Consider the following 15416-nt stretch of genomic DNA (forward strand, 5'->3'; position numbering starts at 1 on the left):
CCGGGCGTGCGGGGCGGTTTGCGTACGGGCGCAGGGGAATCGGTCGCACTACCGCATTCCGGCCGGATCCGAAAGTGCGTCATCCACGGTGCGGGGCGGCGCGGTACGGTGGGTCCCGCCTGGCGATGGGGCCGTTCGGGGGAGAGATCCGGCCGAGGGGTAGACCTCGTTGAGGATTCGACTAGCATTGAGCGAAAGCCTGTCCGTTTTGCTCAATTTAGTAGCTTAATGTCGGCTAACGTGGGTAACTGTGGATCAACTGCAGGCACGAGGCAGCTGGGGAAGGCGACCCTCGTCCACAGCCTGGAGGTCCCGGTGACGACACGTGGAGTTCTCTACATCCACTCCGCGCCCCGCGCGCTGTGCCCGCACGTCGAGTGGGCCGTCGCGGGGGTGCTGGGTGTGCGGGTGAGCCTGGACTGGATCCGCCAGCCGGCCTCGCCCGGACACTGGCGTGCCGAGCTTTCCTGGCAAGGGGAGCCCGGTACGGCCTCGAAGGTCGCCTCCGCACTGCGCGGTTGGCAGCTGATGCGGTACGAGGTCACCAGTGAGCCCTGCGCCACGGCGGAGGGGGAGCGGTACAGCAGCACGCCCTCGCTCGGCATCTTCCACGCCGTCACGGGTATCCACGGCGACATCCTGATCCCCGAGGACCGGCTGCGCGCCGTCCTGCTGCGGGCCCGCAGCGAGGGGGCCGACCTGGAGGCCGAGATCTCCCGGCTGCTGGGCAAGCCCTGGGACGACGAGTTGGAGCCGTTCCGCTACGCGGGCGAGGGGGCACCGGTGCGCTGGCTGCACCAGGTGGTCTGAGCCGGCGGGCTACGACGCACGAGAGGGGCCGACGCTCACGGCGAGCGCCGGCCCCTCTCGGTGCGTTCGGACCCGGTGCGTACCGGGTCGGTGTGCGGACTACCGGGAGCGGAAGGCCAGCACCACGTTGTGGCCGCCGAAGCCGAACGAGTTGTTCAGCGCCGCGATCCGGCCCTCGGGCAGCGGGCGGGCCTCGCCGCGCACGATGTCCGCGTCCACGTCGTCGTCCAGCTCGTCGACGTTGATGGTCGGCGGGGCGATCCGGTGGTACAGGGCCAGCACGGTGGCGACGGTCTCGATGCCGCCGGCGCCGCCCAGCAGGTGGCCGGTCATCGACTTGGTGGCCGAGATGGCGATGTGGTCGAGGTCGTCGCCGAGCTCCTTGCGCAGCGCCTTCAGCTCGGCGGTGTCACCCTGCGGGGTCGAGGTGGCGTGCGCGTTGACGTGCACGATCTCGGCCTTGTCCAGGTCGTTGCGGTCGAACAGGTCGGCCAGTGCGCGGGCCACGCCGGCGCCGGTCGGCTCGGGCTGGGCGATGTGGTGGGCGTCCGAGGACAGGCCCTGGCCCACGGCCTCGCAGTAGATCCGGGCGCCGCGCGCCTCGGCGTGCTCGACCGACTCCAGCACGACCACGCCGGCGCCCTCGCCCAGCACGAAGCCGTCCCGGCCCTTGTCGTACGGGCGGGAGGCGCCCTCGGGGTCGTCGTTGTTCTTGGACATCGCCATCATGTTGGCGAACGCGGCGATCGGCAGCGGGTGGATCGCCGCCTCGGTGCCGCCGGCCACCACGACGTCGGCGCGGCCGGTGCGGATCATCTCGATCGCGTAGCCGATCGCCTCGGCGCCGGAGGCGCAGGCGGAGACGGGGGTGTGCACACCCGCGCGGGCGCCGACCTCCAGACCGACGTTGGCCGCCGGGGAGTTGGGCATCAGCATCGGGACGGTGTGCGGGGAGACCTTGCGGGCGCCCTTCTCCTTCAGCACGTCGTACTGGTCGAGCAGGGTGGTCACGCCGCCGATGCCGGAGGCGATGACGGTGCCGAGGCGCTCGGGGGCGAGCTTGGAGGATTCGTCGGTGGCCGGCGTCTCGTAGCCGGCGTCGGCCCAGGCCTCACGGGCGGCGATCAGCGCGAACTGGGCCGAGCGGTCCAGCTTGCGGGCCAGCGGCCGGGGGAGGATCTCGCCCGGCTCGACGGCCGTGCGGGCGGCGATCTTGACGGGCAGCTCGGCGGCCCACTCCTCGGTCAGGGCCGCCACTCCGGAGCGTCCTGCGACCAGGTTCTCCCAGGTGGTGGCGGCGTCGCCGCCCAGCGGCGTGAAGGCGCCGATACCCGTGACGACCACGGTACGGTTTTCAGCGGTCACTGGTTCTTCTTCTCTCACGATCGTGGGGTCGGCGGCGAGCCGAGGAAGGGCCCGGCCGGGCGCCCGGTGGGGCGTCCCGGCCGGCGGGTCGGCCAGGCTCGGGGGGAGCCGGGCCGACGGGTCAGCCGTCCGAGGCGTCGAGAACGCCGGACGTGCTGGACCGATCGAACGGGTCGATCGGTCAGGCGGCGGCGTTGGTGAGGATGTAGTTCACCGCGTCGCCGACGGTCTTCAGGTTCTTGACCTCGTCGTCCGGGATCTTGACGTCGAAGCGCTCCTCGGCGGCCACGACGACCTCGACCATGGACAGCGAGTCGACGTCCAGGTCGTCCGTGAAGGACTTCTCGAGCTCGACGTCCTCGGTCGGGATACCGGCGATCTCGTTGACGATCTCGGCGAGACCTTCCAGAACCTCGTCCTTGGTAGCCATACTGGCTGCTCCTCTTCGGTGTTGAACGCGTCCGACCGGCGGCCGGACGCAGGCTTTGCGGAATGAGTGGGGCGAAACGCGCCTAGGGGAGCGTAACGACTGCCGCGGCGTACACGAGACCCGCCCCGAACCCGATGATCAGTGCGAGGTCGCCGCTGCGGGCCTCGCCGCTCTCCAGCATGCGCTCCATCGCCAGCGGGATGGAGGCCGCCGAGGTGTTGCCGGTCTCGGCGATGTCGCGGGCGACCGGCACCGAGTCGGGCAGCTTGAGCGCCTTGATCATGGCGTCGGTGATGCGCATGTTGGCCTGGTGCGGGATGAAGGCGCCGAGCTGGTCGGCGGTGACCCCGGCGGCATCCAGCGCCTGCTGGGCCACCTTGGCCATCTCCCACACCGCCCAGCGGAAGACCGGCTGGCCGTCCATCCGCAGGGCCGGCCACTTGGCCTCCTCGCCCACGCCGTTGACGGCGTCGGGCTTGGCGAAGGCGGTGTCCCAGGCCTGGGTCTGCGAGATGACGTCGGACTGCGAACCGTCCGAGCCCCAGATCAGCTTGCCGATACCGGGCGTGTCGGACGGGCCGACGATCGCGGCGCCGGCGCCGTCGCCGAAGATGAACGCGGTCGAGCGGTCCGACTGGTCGGTCAGGTCGCTCAGCCGCTCGACGCCGATCACCAGCACGTACTCGGCGCTGCCGCCGCGGATCATGCCGTCGGCCAGGCCCAGGCCGTAGCCGAAGCCCGCGCAGGCGGCCGAGATGTCGAAGGCCGGGGCGGTGCCGCAGCCGAGCCGCTCGGCGATCTCGGTGGCGATCGCCGGGGTCTGCTTGAGGTGCGAGACGGTCGCGACGATCACGCCGCCGATCTGGTCCGGGGTGATCCCGGCCTGGGCGATGGCCTTGCCGGAGGCCTGCACCGACATCTCGGCGACGCTCTCCTCCGGGCCGGCCCAGCGGCGCTCGGCGATCCCGCTGCGGGTGCGGATCCACTCGTCCGAGGAGTCGATCCACTCCAGCACCTCGGCGTTGGGGATCACCCGGACCGGGCGGTAGCCGCCCACGCCGAGGATGCGCGCGTACTGCGCGCCCTCGGACGGGCGGATCTGCGGCTTCGTCATGCCTGGGTCTCCTGATCCTGACCGCCGTGCTCCGCGACGAGCGCGCGGGCCTTGTCCAGGTCGGCGGGGGTCTTGAGGGCAAGCGTCGCCACACCCTTGAGGTTGCGCTTGACCAGTCCGGTGAGAGTGCCCGCGGGGGACAGCTCGATGACGGCGGTCGCACCCAGCTGCCCGAGGGTCTCCATGCAGAGGTCCCAGCGGACCGGGTTGGAGACCTGTGACACCAGGCGGGTGAGCACCTCGGCGCCGGAGGCCACGACCTCGCCGTCCTTGTTGGAGACGTAGCGGACCTGCGGGTCGGCCACGGTCAGCGTCGGGGCCAGCGCGGCCAGCCGCTCGACACCCGGGGCCATGTGCTCGGTGTGGAAGGCGCCGGCCACCTTCAGGGCGACCAGCTTGGCACCGGCCGGCGGGTCCGCCTTCAGCGTCTCCAACTGGGCCAGCGTGCCGGCGGCGACGATCTGGCCGCCGCCGTTGTTGTTGGCCGCCGTCAGGCCGTGCTCGGCCAGCTTCGCCGCGACGACCTCCGGGTCGCCGCCGAGCACGGCGATCATGCCGGTCTCGGTGACGGCGGCGGCCGCGGCCATCGCCCGGCCGCGCTCGCGGACGAAGGTCAGCGCGTCGTGCGCGCTCAGCACCCCGGCGCCGGCGGCGGCGGTGATCTCGCCGACGCTGTGGCCGGCCACGGCGCCGACCAGCTTGCGGGCGACGTCCTCGTCCGGGAACAGCTCACGGGCGGTCATCAGACCGGCCGCGACCAGCAGCGGCTGGGCGACGGCGGTGTCCTTGATCTCCTCTGCGGAGGCCTCGGTCCCGGCGTGCACCAGGTCGAGCCCGGCGACCTCCGACCAGCCGCAGAGGCGGTCGGCGACACCGTCCAGCTCCAGCCAGGGGCTGAGGAAACCGGGGGACTGGGCACCCTGTCCAGGGGCGACGATTACGAGCACGGTTCAACCCTCTCTCGCCAGGCGCCCAGGGGCGGGTAGGCGACGGTAACGAAGAAAACCATCCGGGATTGTAAGTTCCCTACAGGCGGTTCAGCTCGGCTCCCCGGCCGCGGTGAGTCGGCCGAGGGCGAGTGCGATCCGCAGCGTGAACGCCGAACGCACGTCGGACGGGGCGTACCCCGTGACGTCGGTCACACGTCGTAGCCGGTAGCGCACCGTATTGGGGTGGACGAAGAGCATCCGGGCGGCGCCCTCCAGCGAAGAGGCCTGCTCCAGGTAGACGCTCAGCGTTTCCAGCAGCGCCGAGCCGGCTTCGTCCAGCGGTGTGTAGATCTCCTCCACCAGCTGGCGGCGGGCGGCCTGGTCGCCGGCCAGCGCGCGCTCGGGCAGCAGGTCGTCGGCCAGCACCGGGCGGGGCGCGTCCGGCCAGGCGGCGCAGGCGCGCAGGCCGGCCGCGGCGGCGTGCGCCGAGCGGGTCGCCGAGAGCAGGTCCGGCACGGTCGGACCGACCACCACCGGGCCCGGCGCGAACTGGCCGATCAACGCCCGGGCCGCGTGCACCGGCTCCTTGTCGCCGCCGACCACGACCACCAGGCGCTTGCCCAGCACCCCGGTCAGCACGTGCAGCTTGGCGTACCGGGCGGCCCGGCGGATCGCCTCGACCACCAGCTCGCTGTCGCCGTCCGGGGCGCTGCCCATCACCACCCGGACCTGGCTGGGCTGGCCCCAGCCGAGCGCCGCGGCCCGCGACAGCACGCCCTCGTCCGCGTCGCCGGACAGCAGCGAGTTGACCACCAGCGCCTCCAGCCGGGCGTCCCAGGCGCCGCGCGCCTCGGCCGCCTGGGCGTACACCTGGGCGGTCGCGAAGGCGATCTCCCGGGCGTAGACCAGCACCGACTCGCGCATGTCCGCCTCGTCGCCGGGGGCGGCCACCTCCTCGATGGCCTCCTCCATCACCTCGATCGTGGTGCGGATCAGCTCGACGGTCTGGCGCAGGGTGATCGCCCTGGTCAGCTCGCGCGGGGCGGTGCCGAAGACGTCCGTGGAGATCGCCTGGGCGGCGTCCGGGTGGCGGTACCACTCGGTGAAGGCGGCGATACCGGCCTGGGCGACCAGGCCGATCCAGGAACGGTGCTCCGGCGGCATCCGCCGGTACCAGCCGAGCTGGTCGTCCATCCGGGAGATCGCGGCGGTGGCCAGCTTGCCCGAGGACTTCTCCAGCCGCTTGAGCGTCGCGGCCCGGCGCTCGGCCCGCTCGGCGGCCATTCTGCGCTCCTGCGCGGTCAGGCGGGGCGCCGCCCGGCCGGGGCGGTCGCGGCCGGCCCTGGGGGCCGGGCTCTTCCCGGTCGGCTCGGCCGTGGGACTGGGTTCGCTCTTGGAGTTCGCGGAAGCGGCTGGCACAAGGACAAGACTGCCTCACGTGAGTGACTGCTCGTGCACACCCCCCGGTGCAGCGGCACGGTGGTGCCGGTCACACCCACTACCGTGGGGCCCGTGACAGACGACGCCGCCCGCCCCCGCGCCGACCTGCGCCGCACCGCCGAGCGCTACCTCTCCACCCCGGCCGAGGGCGTCGAGACCCGACACGCGTTCTCCTTCTCCGGCCACTACGACCCGAAGAACACGCACTTCGGCGCGCTGCTCGCGTGCAACGAGGAACTCCTCGCCCCCGGCGCCGGGTACGAGGAGCACAAGCACCGGGACACCGAGATCCTCACCTGGGTGCTGGAGGGCGCGCTGGCGCACCGGGACTCCCAGGGGCACGGCGGGGTGGTCCGCCCGGGGATGGTCCAGCACCTCGGCGCGGGCTCCGGCGTCACCCACACCGAGCGCAACGTCGGCGGGGCCGCCGGCCCGGTCCGCTTCGTCCAGATGTGGCTCCAGCCGGACGTGTTCGACGCGCCCCCGGCGTACGGGCTGCGCAAGGTGGAACCGGCCGACGGCGGGTTGACGCTGCTCGCCTCCGGGCTGGAGCGCGACGCCGGGACGGACGCCCTGCGGCTGCGCCGCGGCGACGCCGCGCTCTGGCTGGCGACGGCGGGGCCGTGGCAGCCGCTGCCCGCACTGCCCGAGGCCGCCTGGCGGTACGCGCATCTGACCGCCGGCTCGCTCGGCTACCGGACGATCCCGGGGCCCAAGGGCGGCGGCCGCTCGATGGCCCCGGGCGACAGTGTGCGGATCACCGGCGACGCCTTCGCCGACCCGACGGCCGGCGAGACCGGCGCCGAACTCCTGCTCTGGGAGATGCACTCGCCGGTCTCGTACGGCTAGGGGCTGTCCTTTCAGCCTTCCAGTCGTTCAGCTGTTCAGTTCGGCCAGGACCGCGTCCGAGCAGGCCGGCCAGACCTCGGCTGCCCACGGGCCGAAGTCCCGGTCGGTGAGCGCGACGCAGGCCACGCCGGCCTCCGGGTCGACCCACAGGAAGGTGCCGGACTGGCCGAAGTGGCCGAAGGTGGCGGGCGAGTTGGCGGTGCCCGTCCAGTGCGGGGCCTTGCCGTCGCGGATCTCGAAGCCGAGACCCCAGTCGTTCGGCCGGCGGTGGCCGTAGCCGGGCAGCACGCCGCTGGTGCCCGGGAAGGCGACCTCGCGGGTGGCCTGCCGGACGGTGGACGGGTCCAGCAGCTTCGGGGACTGGAGCTCGGCGGCGAACCGGACCAGGTCCGCGACGGTGGACAGGCCGCCGGCGCCGGCCGGGGACTTGTGCGCGGTGTTCAGCAGGGTGTCGTGCATGCCCAGCGGCTCGAACACCGCCTCGGCGGCGTACCGGGAGAACTCGATCCCGGCGGCGTCGGACAGCGCCCGCGCCAGCGCGTCGAAGCCCGCGTTGGAGTACAGCCGGCGGTTGCCGGGCTCGGCGAACACCCGGTTCTCGTCGAAGCCCAGGCCGGAGGTGTGCGCGAGCAGGTGGCGGACGGTCGAGCCGGCCGGCCCGGCCGGGTCGTCCAGCTCGAAGACGCCCTCCTCGACCGCGACCAGCACCGCGTACGAGGTGAGCAGCTTGGTCACCGACGCCAGCGGGAACAGGTGCTGCTGCGGCCCGTACGTGCCCAGCACCGCGCCGTCCGCCCCCCGGACCACCGCCGCCGCGGCGTGGGGCACCGGCCAGTTCTCGATCATCCGCAAGCTCTCCATGCGCCCGACTCTAACGAAGGCCCGAAAACGGGTGGCGGGAGCACCCGGGTGCGAGGCTTGCTTGGAGTGCACTCCAACTCGATAGCGTCGTCGTCACCGCTCACCACAGGGGGTAACCGATCATGGCCACGCTCGCACCCGTCCAGCTCGACCTGCGGACCTGCGCCGACGTGTACCAGCGCCCGGTCGGCGATCCGGACCGGACCCCGCGGCACACCATCAGCGAGGTCGCGGTGGCCAGCGGGCTCACCGCGCACACCCTGCGCTGGTACGAGCGGATCGGTCTGCTCGACCCGGTCGACCGCTCCGCCAGCGGCCAGCGCCGCTACTGCGACGCCGACCTGCACCGGCTGGCCTTCCTGGGCCGGCTGCGGCTGACCGGCATGCCGATCGCCGACATGCTCCGCTACGTGGAGCTGGCCCGCGAGGGTGAGCGGACCTACGAGGCGCGGCGCCAACTGCTGGTCGACCAGCGCGAGGAGGTCCGCCAACGGGTCGCCGACCTCCAGGCCACCCTCGCCGTCCTCGACTACAAGATCGACCTGTACTCCGGCCGGATCGCCGCGTCCGACGAACCGGCCGTCCGCCGCCACGAGTAGCCGCCATCAGCACGCCGCACGCGGAGCACGCCGCAGCGGAGTACGCCGCACGCATGCGCCGCACGCAGAGGAAGAAGCAGAGCGATGACCGTTCCCGTCCTCCCCACCGCCCGACTCGGCACCGACGGCCCGTTCGTGGGCGTCCAGGGCCTCGGCTGCATGGGCATGAGCGACTTCTACGGCCCGACCGACCGGCCCGAGGCGCTCGCCACCCTGGACGCCGCCCTGGAAGCCGGCGTCACCCTGTTCGACACCGCTGACGCCTACGGCTTCGGCCGCAACGAGGAGCTGATCGGCCCCTTCGTCCGCGCCAACCGCGACCGGATGGTGCTCGCCACCAAGTTCGCCGTGGAGCGCAAGGAGGACGACCCGAGTTACCGCGGCATCCGCAACGACCCGGCGTACATCCGGGCCGCCGTCGACGCCTCGCTGCGCCGCCTCGGCGTGGACGAGATCGACCTCTACTACATGCACCGCCGTGACCCGGCCGTGCCGTTGGCCGACTCGGTCGGCACCATGGCCGAGCTGGTCCGGGCCGGCAAGGTGCGCCGACTGGGACTGTCCGAGGTGACGGGCGCCGAACTGCGCGAGGCGTACGCGATCCACCCGATCGCCGCGCTGCAGTCCGAGTGGTCGGTGTTCGCCCGGGACGTCGAGCGCACGGCGGTGCCGGCCGCGGCCGAACTGGGCGTCGCCTTCGTGCCGTACTCGCCGCTCGGCCGGGGCTTCCTGACCGGGGCGTTCCAGGCCGCCGAGCAGCTCGCGGCGGACGACGTCCGGCGCACCCAGCCGCGCTTCACCGGCGCCAACGCGGCGGCCAACGCCGAACTCCTGGCACCGCTGCGGGAGATCGCGACGGACCGTGGGGTGACCCTCGCGCAGGTCGCGCTGGCCTGGGTGCACCAGCGGGCCGAGGTGCACGGGCTGACCGTCGTGCCGATCCCCGGCACCCGCAAGCGCAGCCGGCTCGCCGAGAACACCGCGGCCGCCACGCTGCGGCTCACCGCCGAGGAACTGGCCCGGCTGGAGCCGGTGGCGGGCGAGGTCGCCGGGGACCGCTACCCGGACATGCGCTTCACCCAGGTCGGCCGGGAGTAGCGGCGGTGGGGGAGCGGCCGCCCGGGCCGCTCCCCCCGCCCCGGGTGCCTGCTCAGACCTCCCGGCCCAGCCAGGCGGCCAGCCGGGTGTGCACGTCGGCGTCCGGGGCGACCGGCCGCACCTCGCCGAACGGGACCGCCCCGCCGCGGTGCTCGGCCGACAGGACGGCCTGGGCGACGGCCAGCGCGGCATGCGCCAAGGCGTCGTCCAGCGGCTGCCGGGAACCGAGCGCCCGGGAGATGTCCCAGGTGTGCGCGACCGTCTCCATCAGGTAGCCGCCGACCGCGATCCGGCCGGGCACCACACCCCAGGGCGCGTGGGCCGGGCGGTCCAGCGCGGCGTCGTCCGCCCAGGCCGCGACGGCCCGGGCGCGGGCCCGGTCCAGCGCGCCCGGCCAGGCGTCGTCCGCCAGGTCCCCGGTGGCGGCGACGACGTCCTCGGCCCGGCCGCCCTCGCCCAGGTAGGCGAACCGGTGGATGCCGCCGACCACGTGGCTCAGCAGCTCCCGCAGCGTGAACGCGCTGCACGGGGTGGGCCGGTCGAGGGCGTCCGGGGTGATCTCGGCGAACAGCTTCTCCAACTGGCCGAGGGCGAGCAGGTACTGCGGGCGGGCGTCCTGGACGGAGTTCACGTGGAATCAGCTCCCTGGGGTGGTGCGGGCTTTCGGGCTCGAACGGCAATCTCCCAGTAAAACCTGACAACCGCCGTCAGGATTGCTGGGATTCTGCTGCCATGAAGGCCGACCGCCTGCTCTCCATCCTGCTCCTGCTCCAGACCCGCGGCCGGGTGCCCGCCACCGAACTGGCCGGGCGCCTGGAGGTGTCCGTCCGCACCATCTACCGCGACGTGGAGTCGCTCTCCGCCGCCGGCGTGCCGGTGTTCACCGAACGCGGCCGCCACGGCGGCATCAGCCTGCTGCCCGGCTACCGCACCGACGTCACCGGACTGACCGCGGACGAGGCCCGGGCGCTGTTCGTGCTCTCCGCCCAGGGCGCGCACAGCGACCTCGGGCTGGACGGCGCGCTCGGCTCGGCGCTGCGCAAGGTGATGGCCGCGCTGCCGGCCCCGCACCGCCCGGCCGCCGAGCGGATCACCGAGCGGATCCTGGTCGACCCGGCCCGCTGGCTGCAGAGCGGCCCGGCGGCCGGCGCCGCGGCCGGCCCCGAACTGGGCGAGCTGCAGTACGCGGTGTTCGCCGACCGGCGGCTGCGGCTGAGCTACCGGCACAGCGGCACCCCGGCGCCGGTGGAGTACACCGTGGACCCGTACGGGCTGGTGAGCAAGGCCGCGGTCTGGTACCTGGTGGCCGATCTGCACGGCGAGCCCCGGCTGTTCCGGGCCGACCGGGTGCTGGCCGCCGAGACCACCGACGAGGCGGTGCGCCGCCGCGCCGGGGTGGGGCTCGGGGACGCCTGGGCGGTGCTGCGCGAGCAGGTGGAGCGGCTGCCGAAGGAGCTGCCGGTCCGGGTGCGGGTGCGGCGCGGGCGGCTGGACATGTTCGTCCGCATCCACGGCGGCCGGGTCACCGCGCCGCCGCCGGAGGCGGGTGCCGGGCCGGCCGAGGAGTGGGTCGAGGTGGCGATGGTCTTCCCGGCGCCGGCGGCCGTCCGCGCGCTGCTCGCCTTCGGCACGGACGTCGAGGTGCTGGCCCCGCTCGCGGCCCGCCGCGAGCTGGCCCGGGCGGCGGCGGACGCCCTGCGCCTCTACCAGGAGTAGGGCCAGGAGTAGGGCCAGGAGTAGGGCCAGGAGTAGGAACTAGGAGTTCGGGGCGGGGCGGACGACGTCCTGGTAGTGGCCGAGCGAGATCGCCGCGAAGTTGTGCAGGCTGTCGGTGCCCTCGGTGAAGTAGCCGTTGTGGCCGGCCGCGCGGGCCGAGGAGATCTGCTCGGCGCCGAAGCCGCCGGCGGTCGGGTCGGCGCCGTGGCCGAGGCCGCCGACCTCCAGGTACGGGACGTTGCCGATCCAGTCGGTGGGGTTGCGGGTGGCCCAGACGTGCACGCCGGTGCCCAGCTCGCTGGTGCTCTGCACGCCCATGCCGGGGCTGCCGAACACCATCAGGTCGGTGATCCCGGAGGTGTCGGAGGGCGAGGCGGCCGCGCGCGGGATCTCGGGGGCGGCGTTGCCGCAGACCACGGAGCCGTACGAGTGGCAGAGCAGGGCCGGGGGCGCGTCCGGCCGGGTGGTCTCCTTGAGCCCGGCGAGCAGCCGCTGCAGCCGGGGCGCGCCGGCGTCGGCGAGCCGGGAGGTGACGGCGTCCGGGCCGAGGCCGGACGGGGTGACGTAGCCGGTCCAGGCGATCACCGCGGTGCGGGTGTTCGGCGCCTGCCGCTGCTCCTCGGTGTAGAGGGCGCGGGCCATGCCGGCCGGGGAGCGCAGCGGTTCGGGGGCCTGGTCGAAGTGGCCGAGGTCGGCGTCCGAGCCGGGGACGACGACGGAGATCCGCTCGGCGTCGGCGAGGTCGCCCCACACCTCGGTGATCAGGCCGCGGCCGCGCGGGTCGAAGGCGAGGATCTGCCGGTCGGGGCCGAGCAGGTGCTCGACGTCGTTGGCGCGGGAGACGGCCAGCTCGCGGGTGTCGGTGTCGAGCTTGTGGTCGGCGGCGCGGGCCCGGGCGCTGTCGCGTTCGGCGGCCAGCGCGATCTTGTTGGCGCGGTAGCGCAGGTCCAGCGGGGCGCCGTCGAAGTTGCCGACGACCAGCGGGTAGTCCCGGATCAGCCGGTCCAGCTCGGTGGGGGCGAGCGAGGCGAAGAACGCGGCGGCGGCGGCCGGGGTGGTGGTGGCCGGGTCGGGCAGGGTGCGGTCGAAGCTGTGGTCCTGGACCCAGGCGGCGCTGCCGGCCGGGGGTGTGGAGATCGCCAGCTGCTCGGTGGAGGCGGCCGCCTGGGCCGCCGCGGCGCCGGCGTCGGCGAGCACGGCACAGCCCGCGAACGCCCCGATCAGTACCCGCTTCCAGCGCCGACGGTTGCGCACCGCACCAACTCCCTTAGGGCCCGTCACCGTTTCTCGGGCGGTGCCCGGAGGTGCGATGAGACTGCCTGCTTCCCTGCGCAAGCGTAGGGTGCCCGGAGAGGTGACGCGCCCGCCCAAACTGTGGGATGGCTCACATGAACCGGCGGTGTCGTTTCAGCGTCACAGAGTGGCCCGCACGTCGAATTCGCGCACCATCCGCTTGGGCGCCGTGCGCCGCCAGGCCTCGACGACGAGGTCGCGCAGCTCCTCCGGATCGACCAGGTCCAGCCGGACGCTCACCCAGCCGTGCCGCCCGACGTACGGCGCGCTGGAGAACACCTCGGGTTCGGCGGCGAGCAGTTCGGCCTGGTCCTCGGGGGAGGCCTTGACGGTGACGGAACGGCCCCCGGGCGCGCCCATTGCGAAGATCCGGCCGCGGATCCGCAGGGTCTCGATGTCCCAGGTCGGCTCCTGTGCGGCCTCCGGCAGGGCGAGCGCCATCGCGCGGAACTCCTCGAACGTCACCATGCCCGCAGCGTAGGGCAGGGGACCGACAGTGCGCCCCCCGGTGCACGCGGGGCGCACCGGGGGGCGGGTGGCCAGGGCCGGGCGGGTCAGAGCAGCGAGGACCAGGCGTCGCAGGAGCGGTCGCCGGAGACCAGCCGGTCCGGGTGGCCGCTGCCGTCGGCGATCGAGATCCGGCGGTAGCTCTGGCCGGAGAAGCACCAGAACTCGCTCCGGCCGCCGACCCGCTGGCAGTCCGGGACGGGCAGGAAGCAGTCCACCCGGCTCAGGCCGTTCAGCGAGCCCCACTGGGAGAGTTCGCGGTCGGTGCGCTCGCACACGTCGGTGTGCGCGGCGCCGTCGGCCACCGAGACCAGCCGGTAGCGCTGGCGGCCGCCGGTGGTGTGGAACGCCCAGTACCAGCTCTTGCCGCCGACCCGCTGCTGGTCGGGGACGGGCAGGAAGCAGTCCATCCGGTCGACGCCGCCCAGCGAGTTCCAGGCGCCGAGGTCGCGGTCCTGGCGCTCCACGGCGCTGGTCGTGGATCCGCCGCCGCAGGTGATCGAGACGGCCCGGTACTGCTGGCGGCCGGCGGTGCTGTGGAACACCCAGTACCAGCTCTTGCCGTCCGGGTTCTGGAGGTCGGGCATCGGCAGGACGCAGTCGACCCGCCCGACGCCCTGCAGACACGTCCAGGCCGTCAGCCCGGTGTCGCCGTCGACCACGTGGTCGGTGTGGGAGGAGCCGTCGGCCACCGAGATCCGGCGGCACCGGTCGGCGTGGAACACCCAGTACTGGCTCTGGCCGCCCCTGCGCTGCTGGTCCGGGACGGCGAGGAACTCGTCGCAGGGGTACGCCTTGCCGGAGGCGGCCTGGCCGCCGCCGCCCTGCTGGGTCTGCCCGGTGGTCTGGTCCGTGGGCTGTCCGGTGGGCTGCCCGGTGGTCTGGCCGGATCCGCCGGTGAGCCGCCCGTCGCAGAGCGCCTTCAGAGTGCTGACGGACGGCATGAAGGCGTACACCGAGCCGGTGGTCCGGACGAACTGCTGGAAGCTCAGCAGGGTGTGCTTGACCGTGCCGTCCGGATCCCGGCTCTCGAAGTCGACGTCCGGGGCCTCCTGGGTGACCGGGTCCTTGCCGGGCACCGGGTTGCGCTTGGGCGGGAAGTCCGGCTGGTCCATCCAGTCGGCCTGGATGAACTCGAACTGCCGGGCGATGTCCGCCTGGTAGCAGATGAACAGCAGGCCGCGTGGGTCGTCGGGGCCGCCCGGGCCCTCCGAGGCCGGGTCGAACGGCGAGCCGTACGGGGTGCCGCGGCGCATGATCCGACGGCCGTCGAGGGCGTTCGGGTCGAACGGCGGGTGGCTCGGGTCCTCCTGGAGGGCGGCGCGCGGGCTGGTCTTGCGCAGGTGCGACCAGAGCGGCGTGACCAGGCCCTCCAGGTCGTCCCGGAAGTCGAAGTCGTTGTCGTTGGACGAGGTCGGGTCGTTCGGGGTGTCCCGGTCCTGGTGCTTGCAGACCGGGGCGCCGGAGCGCCAGCGGCCGACCATCCGGGCGGCCAGCCACTCGGTGGTGGCGTTGTCCGGGACGGCCTTGGCCAGCCGCAGCTCCTGGAGCTTGACCGAGACCTGCGACCACCAGCCGGGGACGTCCTGGGCGAGCCGGCGGACCACCTGGAAGGAGCCGTTGCGCGTCCAGTCCGGGTACTGGTCCTTGGGGAAGCTGAACGGGTCGTTGTCCTCGCCGCAGATGAACTCGCCGGCCGGGATGATCCGGGTGCCCCGGTGGCCCTCGACCTCGTCCGGGTTGTTCGGGTCCGGCCGGTCGAAGAAGCGCACGCCGGGCTCGCTGATGCCGTCCTTGAAGCCGAAGTGCTCCTTGCCGCGGCGGCTGCCCAGCAGGGTCTGGGCGTTCTGCTGGTAGGCGATCAGGACCCGGGCCTCGGCGGCCGCGATGCGCTGGGCCTCGATGGCCGCCTGGAGGTCCTTCTCGCTGTCCGCGGAGATCTTCAGCAGCGCGTGGACCGGCTGGTTCCTGCCGTTGCCGAACAGCCAGTTCTCCGGGGAGTTGTCGCCGCTGTCGCCGAGTGCGCCGGCCCGCTGCGCCGAGCCCTCCTTGAACGCCTCCAGGCCGCTTCCGATCGGCGGGGCCTGCGCGAACGGGTCGGTGGCGGAGAGCATCCGCATGCCCTCGTAGGTGAAGCTGACGCCCAGCCAGGTGGCGGTCAGCGACTTGGGGTCGTCGCCGCCGGAGGCGCTCCTGGCCTCGCTGAACGCCTCGTTGAACGTGGCGACCTGGCGGGTGGTGGCGATCTGCGGGACCAGTCGGCGCAGCCAGTCGCGGGCGCGCGCCGCGTCCTCGAACTTGAGGAACAGGACGCTGACGTTGTCCTTCCGGAAGCCGGCCAGGATGTCGCCCTGGATCTCGTCGCTCCGGCGCAGCCGCAGGTCGGTGGCCGTGGGGGTGCTCAT

Annotated in this window: 15 protein-coding genes; 5 read left to right on the forward strand and 10 right to left on the reverse strand. The window is 73.4% G+C overall.

The window, feature by feature from the left end:
* The first annotated feature begins 315 nt into the window (after nucleotides 1–315).
* On the forward strand, nucleotides 316–810 hold the full coding sequence (locus tag AB0R04_RS11115; protein WP_063347462.1) for a DUF3145 domain-containing protein: 495 nt from the start codon (nucleotides 316–318) through the stop codon (nucleotides 808–810).
* Nucleotides 811–909: 99 nt separating this feature from the next.
* Here AB0R04_RS11115 and fabF read toward each other — a convergent pair whose 3' ends face one another.
* The 5 genes from fabF to AB0R04_RS11140 all read right to left on the reverse strand — a co-directional run bounded on the left by fabF (nucleotide 910) and on the right by AB0R04_RS11140 (nucleotide 5932).
* Nucleotides 910–2175, reverse strand: a complete 1266-nt coding sequence (gene fabF / locus AB0R04_RS11120; protein ID WP_363370024.1) for a beta-ketoacyl-ACP synthase II — start codon at nucleotides 2173–2175, stop codon at nucleotides 910–912.
* A gap of 181 nt (nucleotides 2176–2356) precedes the next feature.
* The gene (locus AB0R04_RS11125) at nucleotides 2357–2605 is read right to left on the reverse strand and encodes an acyl carrier protein (protein WP_063347460.1); all 249 of its coding nucleotides are present in this window, start codon (nucleotides 2603–2605) and stop codon (nucleotides 2357–2359) included.
* Nucleotides 2606–2687: 82 nt separating this feature from the next.
* On the reverse strand, nucleotides 2688–3719 hold the full coding sequence (locus AB0R04_RS11130) for a beta-ketoacyl-ACP synthase III (RefSeq protein ID WP_350878134.1): 1032 nt from the start codon (nucleotides 3717–3719) through the stop codon (nucleotides 2688–2690).
* On the reverse strand, nucleotides 3716–4666 hold the full coding sequence (locus tag AB0R04_RS11135; RefSeq protein WP_363370027.1) for an ACP S-malonyltransferase: 951 nt from the start codon (nucleotides 4664–4666) through the stop codon (nucleotides 3716–3718). The genes AB0R04_RS11130 and AB0R04_RS11135 overlap by 4 nt, the downstream gene beginning before the upstream one ends.
* 90 nt (nucleotides 4667–4756) lie before the next feature.
* Nucleotides 4757–5932 carry a PucR family transcriptional regulator gene (locus tag AB0R04_RS11140; RefSeq protein WP_063347457.1) on the reverse strand — a complete coding sequence of 392 codons (1176 nt, stop codon included), beginning with the start codon at nucleotides 5930–5932 and terminating at the stop codon, nucleotides 4757–4759.
* A gap of 228 nt (nucleotides 5933–6160) precedes the next feature.
* On the opposite strand from AB0R04_RS11140, the gene AB0R04_RS11145 reads away from it, so the two are divergent.
* Nucleotides 6161–6937 (forward strand): pirin family protein, encoded by a 777-nt coding sequence (locus AB0R04_RS11145; RefSeq protein ID WP_159398417.1) that lies wholly within the window; start codon nucleotides 6161–6163, stop codon nucleotides 6935–6937.
* Between the two features lie 27 nt (nucleotides 6938–6964).
* Here AB0R04_RS11145 and AB0R04_RS11150 read toward each other — a convergent pair whose 3' ends face one another.
* A complete protein-coding gene (locus AB0R04_RS11150; protein ID WP_363370030.1) occupies nucleotides 6965–7798 on the reverse strand; it encodes a serine hydrolase domain-containing protein in 834 nt (277 codons plus the stop codon).
* 122 nt (nucleotides 7799–7920) lie between these two features.
* Between AB0R04_RS11150 and AB0R04_RS11155 the strand changes: the two genes are divergently transcribed.
* Entirely contained in the window at nucleotides 7921–8397 is a 477-nt protein-coding gene (locus AB0R04_RS11155) for a MerR family transcriptional regulator (protein ID WP_363370032.1), read from the forward strand.
* An 84-nt stretch (nucleotides 8398–8481) separates the two neighbouring features.
* A complete protein-coding gene (locus AB0R04_RS11160) occupies nucleotides 8482–9495 on the forward strand; it encodes an aldo/keto reductase (RefSeq protein WP_363370034.1) in 1014 nt (337 codons plus the stop codon).
* A gap of 52 nt (nucleotides 9496–9547) precedes the next feature.
* Here AB0R04_RS11160 and AB0R04_RS11165 read toward each other — a convergent pair whose 3' ends face one another.
* Nucleotides 9548–10126: a TIGR03086 family metal-binding protein gene (locus AB0R04_RS11165; protein WP_363370036.1), complete on the reverse strand. Its 579-nt coding sequence runs from the start codon at nucleotides 10124–10126 to the stop codon at nucleotides 9548–9550.
* 101 nt (nucleotides 10127–10227) lie between these two features.
* Here AB0R04_RS11165 and AB0R04_RS11170 point away from each other — a divergent pair, with 101 nt between their 5' ends.
* Nucleotides 10228–11211 (forward strand): WYL domain-containing protein, encoded by a 984-nt coding sequence (locus AB0R04_RS11170; RefSeq protein ID WP_363370037.1) that lies wholly within the window; start codon nucleotides 10228–10230, stop codon nucleotides 11209–11211.
* A gap of 39 nt (nucleotides 11212–11250) precedes the next feature.
* Here the strand turns inward: AB0R04_RS11170 and AB0R04_RS11175 are convergent, their stop codons facing one another.
* The 3 genes from AB0R04_RS11175 to AB0R04_RS11185 form a co-directional block, all read right to left on the reverse strand.
* Complete coding sequence (locus tag AB0R04_RS11175) at nucleotides 11251–12465, reverse strand: alpha/beta hydrolase (RefSeq protein ID WP_363370039.1); 1215 nt, start codon at nucleotides 12463–12465, stop codon at nucleotides 11251–11253.
* Between the two features lie 159 nt (nucleotides 12466–12624).
* Nucleotides 12625–12972, reverse strand: a complete 348-nt coding sequence (locus AB0R04_RS11180; RefSeq protein ID WP_363370041.1) for an MmcQ/YjbR family DNA-binding protein — start codon at nucleotides 12970–12972, stop codon at nucleotides 12625–12627.
* 86 nt (nucleotides 12973–13058) lie between these two features.
* Nucleotides 13059–15416, reverse strand: a complete 2358-nt coding sequence (locus tag AB0R04_RS11185; RefSeq protein WP_363370043.1) for a Dyp-type peroxidase — start codon at nucleotides 15414–15416, stop codon at nucleotides 13059–13061.

This window comes from Kitasatospora sp. NPDC056731 (assembly GCF_040687675.1).
Lineage (GTDB): Bacteria > Actinomycetota > Actinomycetes > Streptomycetales > Streptomycetaceae > Kitasatospora.

Coding starts and splice junctions, on each gene's coding strand:
- AB0R04_RS11125 (WP_063347460.1), bottom strand. CDS start 2,605: ATGGCTACCAAGGACGAGGTTCTGGAAGGTCTCGCCGAGATCGTCAAC.
- AB0R04_RS11130 (WP_350878134.1), bottom strand. CDS start 3,719: ATGACGAAGCCGCAGATCCGCCCGTCCGAGGGCGCGCAGTACGCGCGC.
- AB0R04_RS11140 (WP_063347457.1), bottom strand. CDS start 5,932: ATGGCCGCCGAGCGGGCCGAGCGCCGGGCCGCGACGCTCAAGCGGCTG.
- AB0R04_RS11150 (WP_363370030.1), bottom strand. CDS start 7,798: ATGGAGAGCTTGCGGATGATCGAGAACTGGCCGGTGCCCCACGCCGCG.
- AB0R04_RS11155 (WP_363370032.1), top strand. CDS start 7,921: ATGGCCACGCTCGCACCCGTCCAGCTCGACCTGCGGACCTGCGCCGAC.
- AB0R04_RS11160 (WP_363370034.1), top strand. CDS start 8,482: ATGACCGTTCCCGTCCTCCCCACCGCCCGACTCGGCACCGACGGCCCG.
- AB0R04_RS11170 (WP_363370037.1), top strand. CDS start 10,228: ATGAAGGCCGACCGCCTGCTCTCCATCCTGCTCCTGCTCCAGACCCGC.
- AB0R04_RS11180 (WP_363370041.1), bottom strand. CDS start 12,972: ATGGTGACGTTCGAGGAGTTCCGCGCGATGGCGCTCGCCCTGCCGGAG.
- AB0R04_RS11185 (WP_363370043.1), bottom strand. CDS start 15,416: ATGAGCACCCCCACGGCCACCGACCTGCGGCTGCGCCGGAGCGACGAG.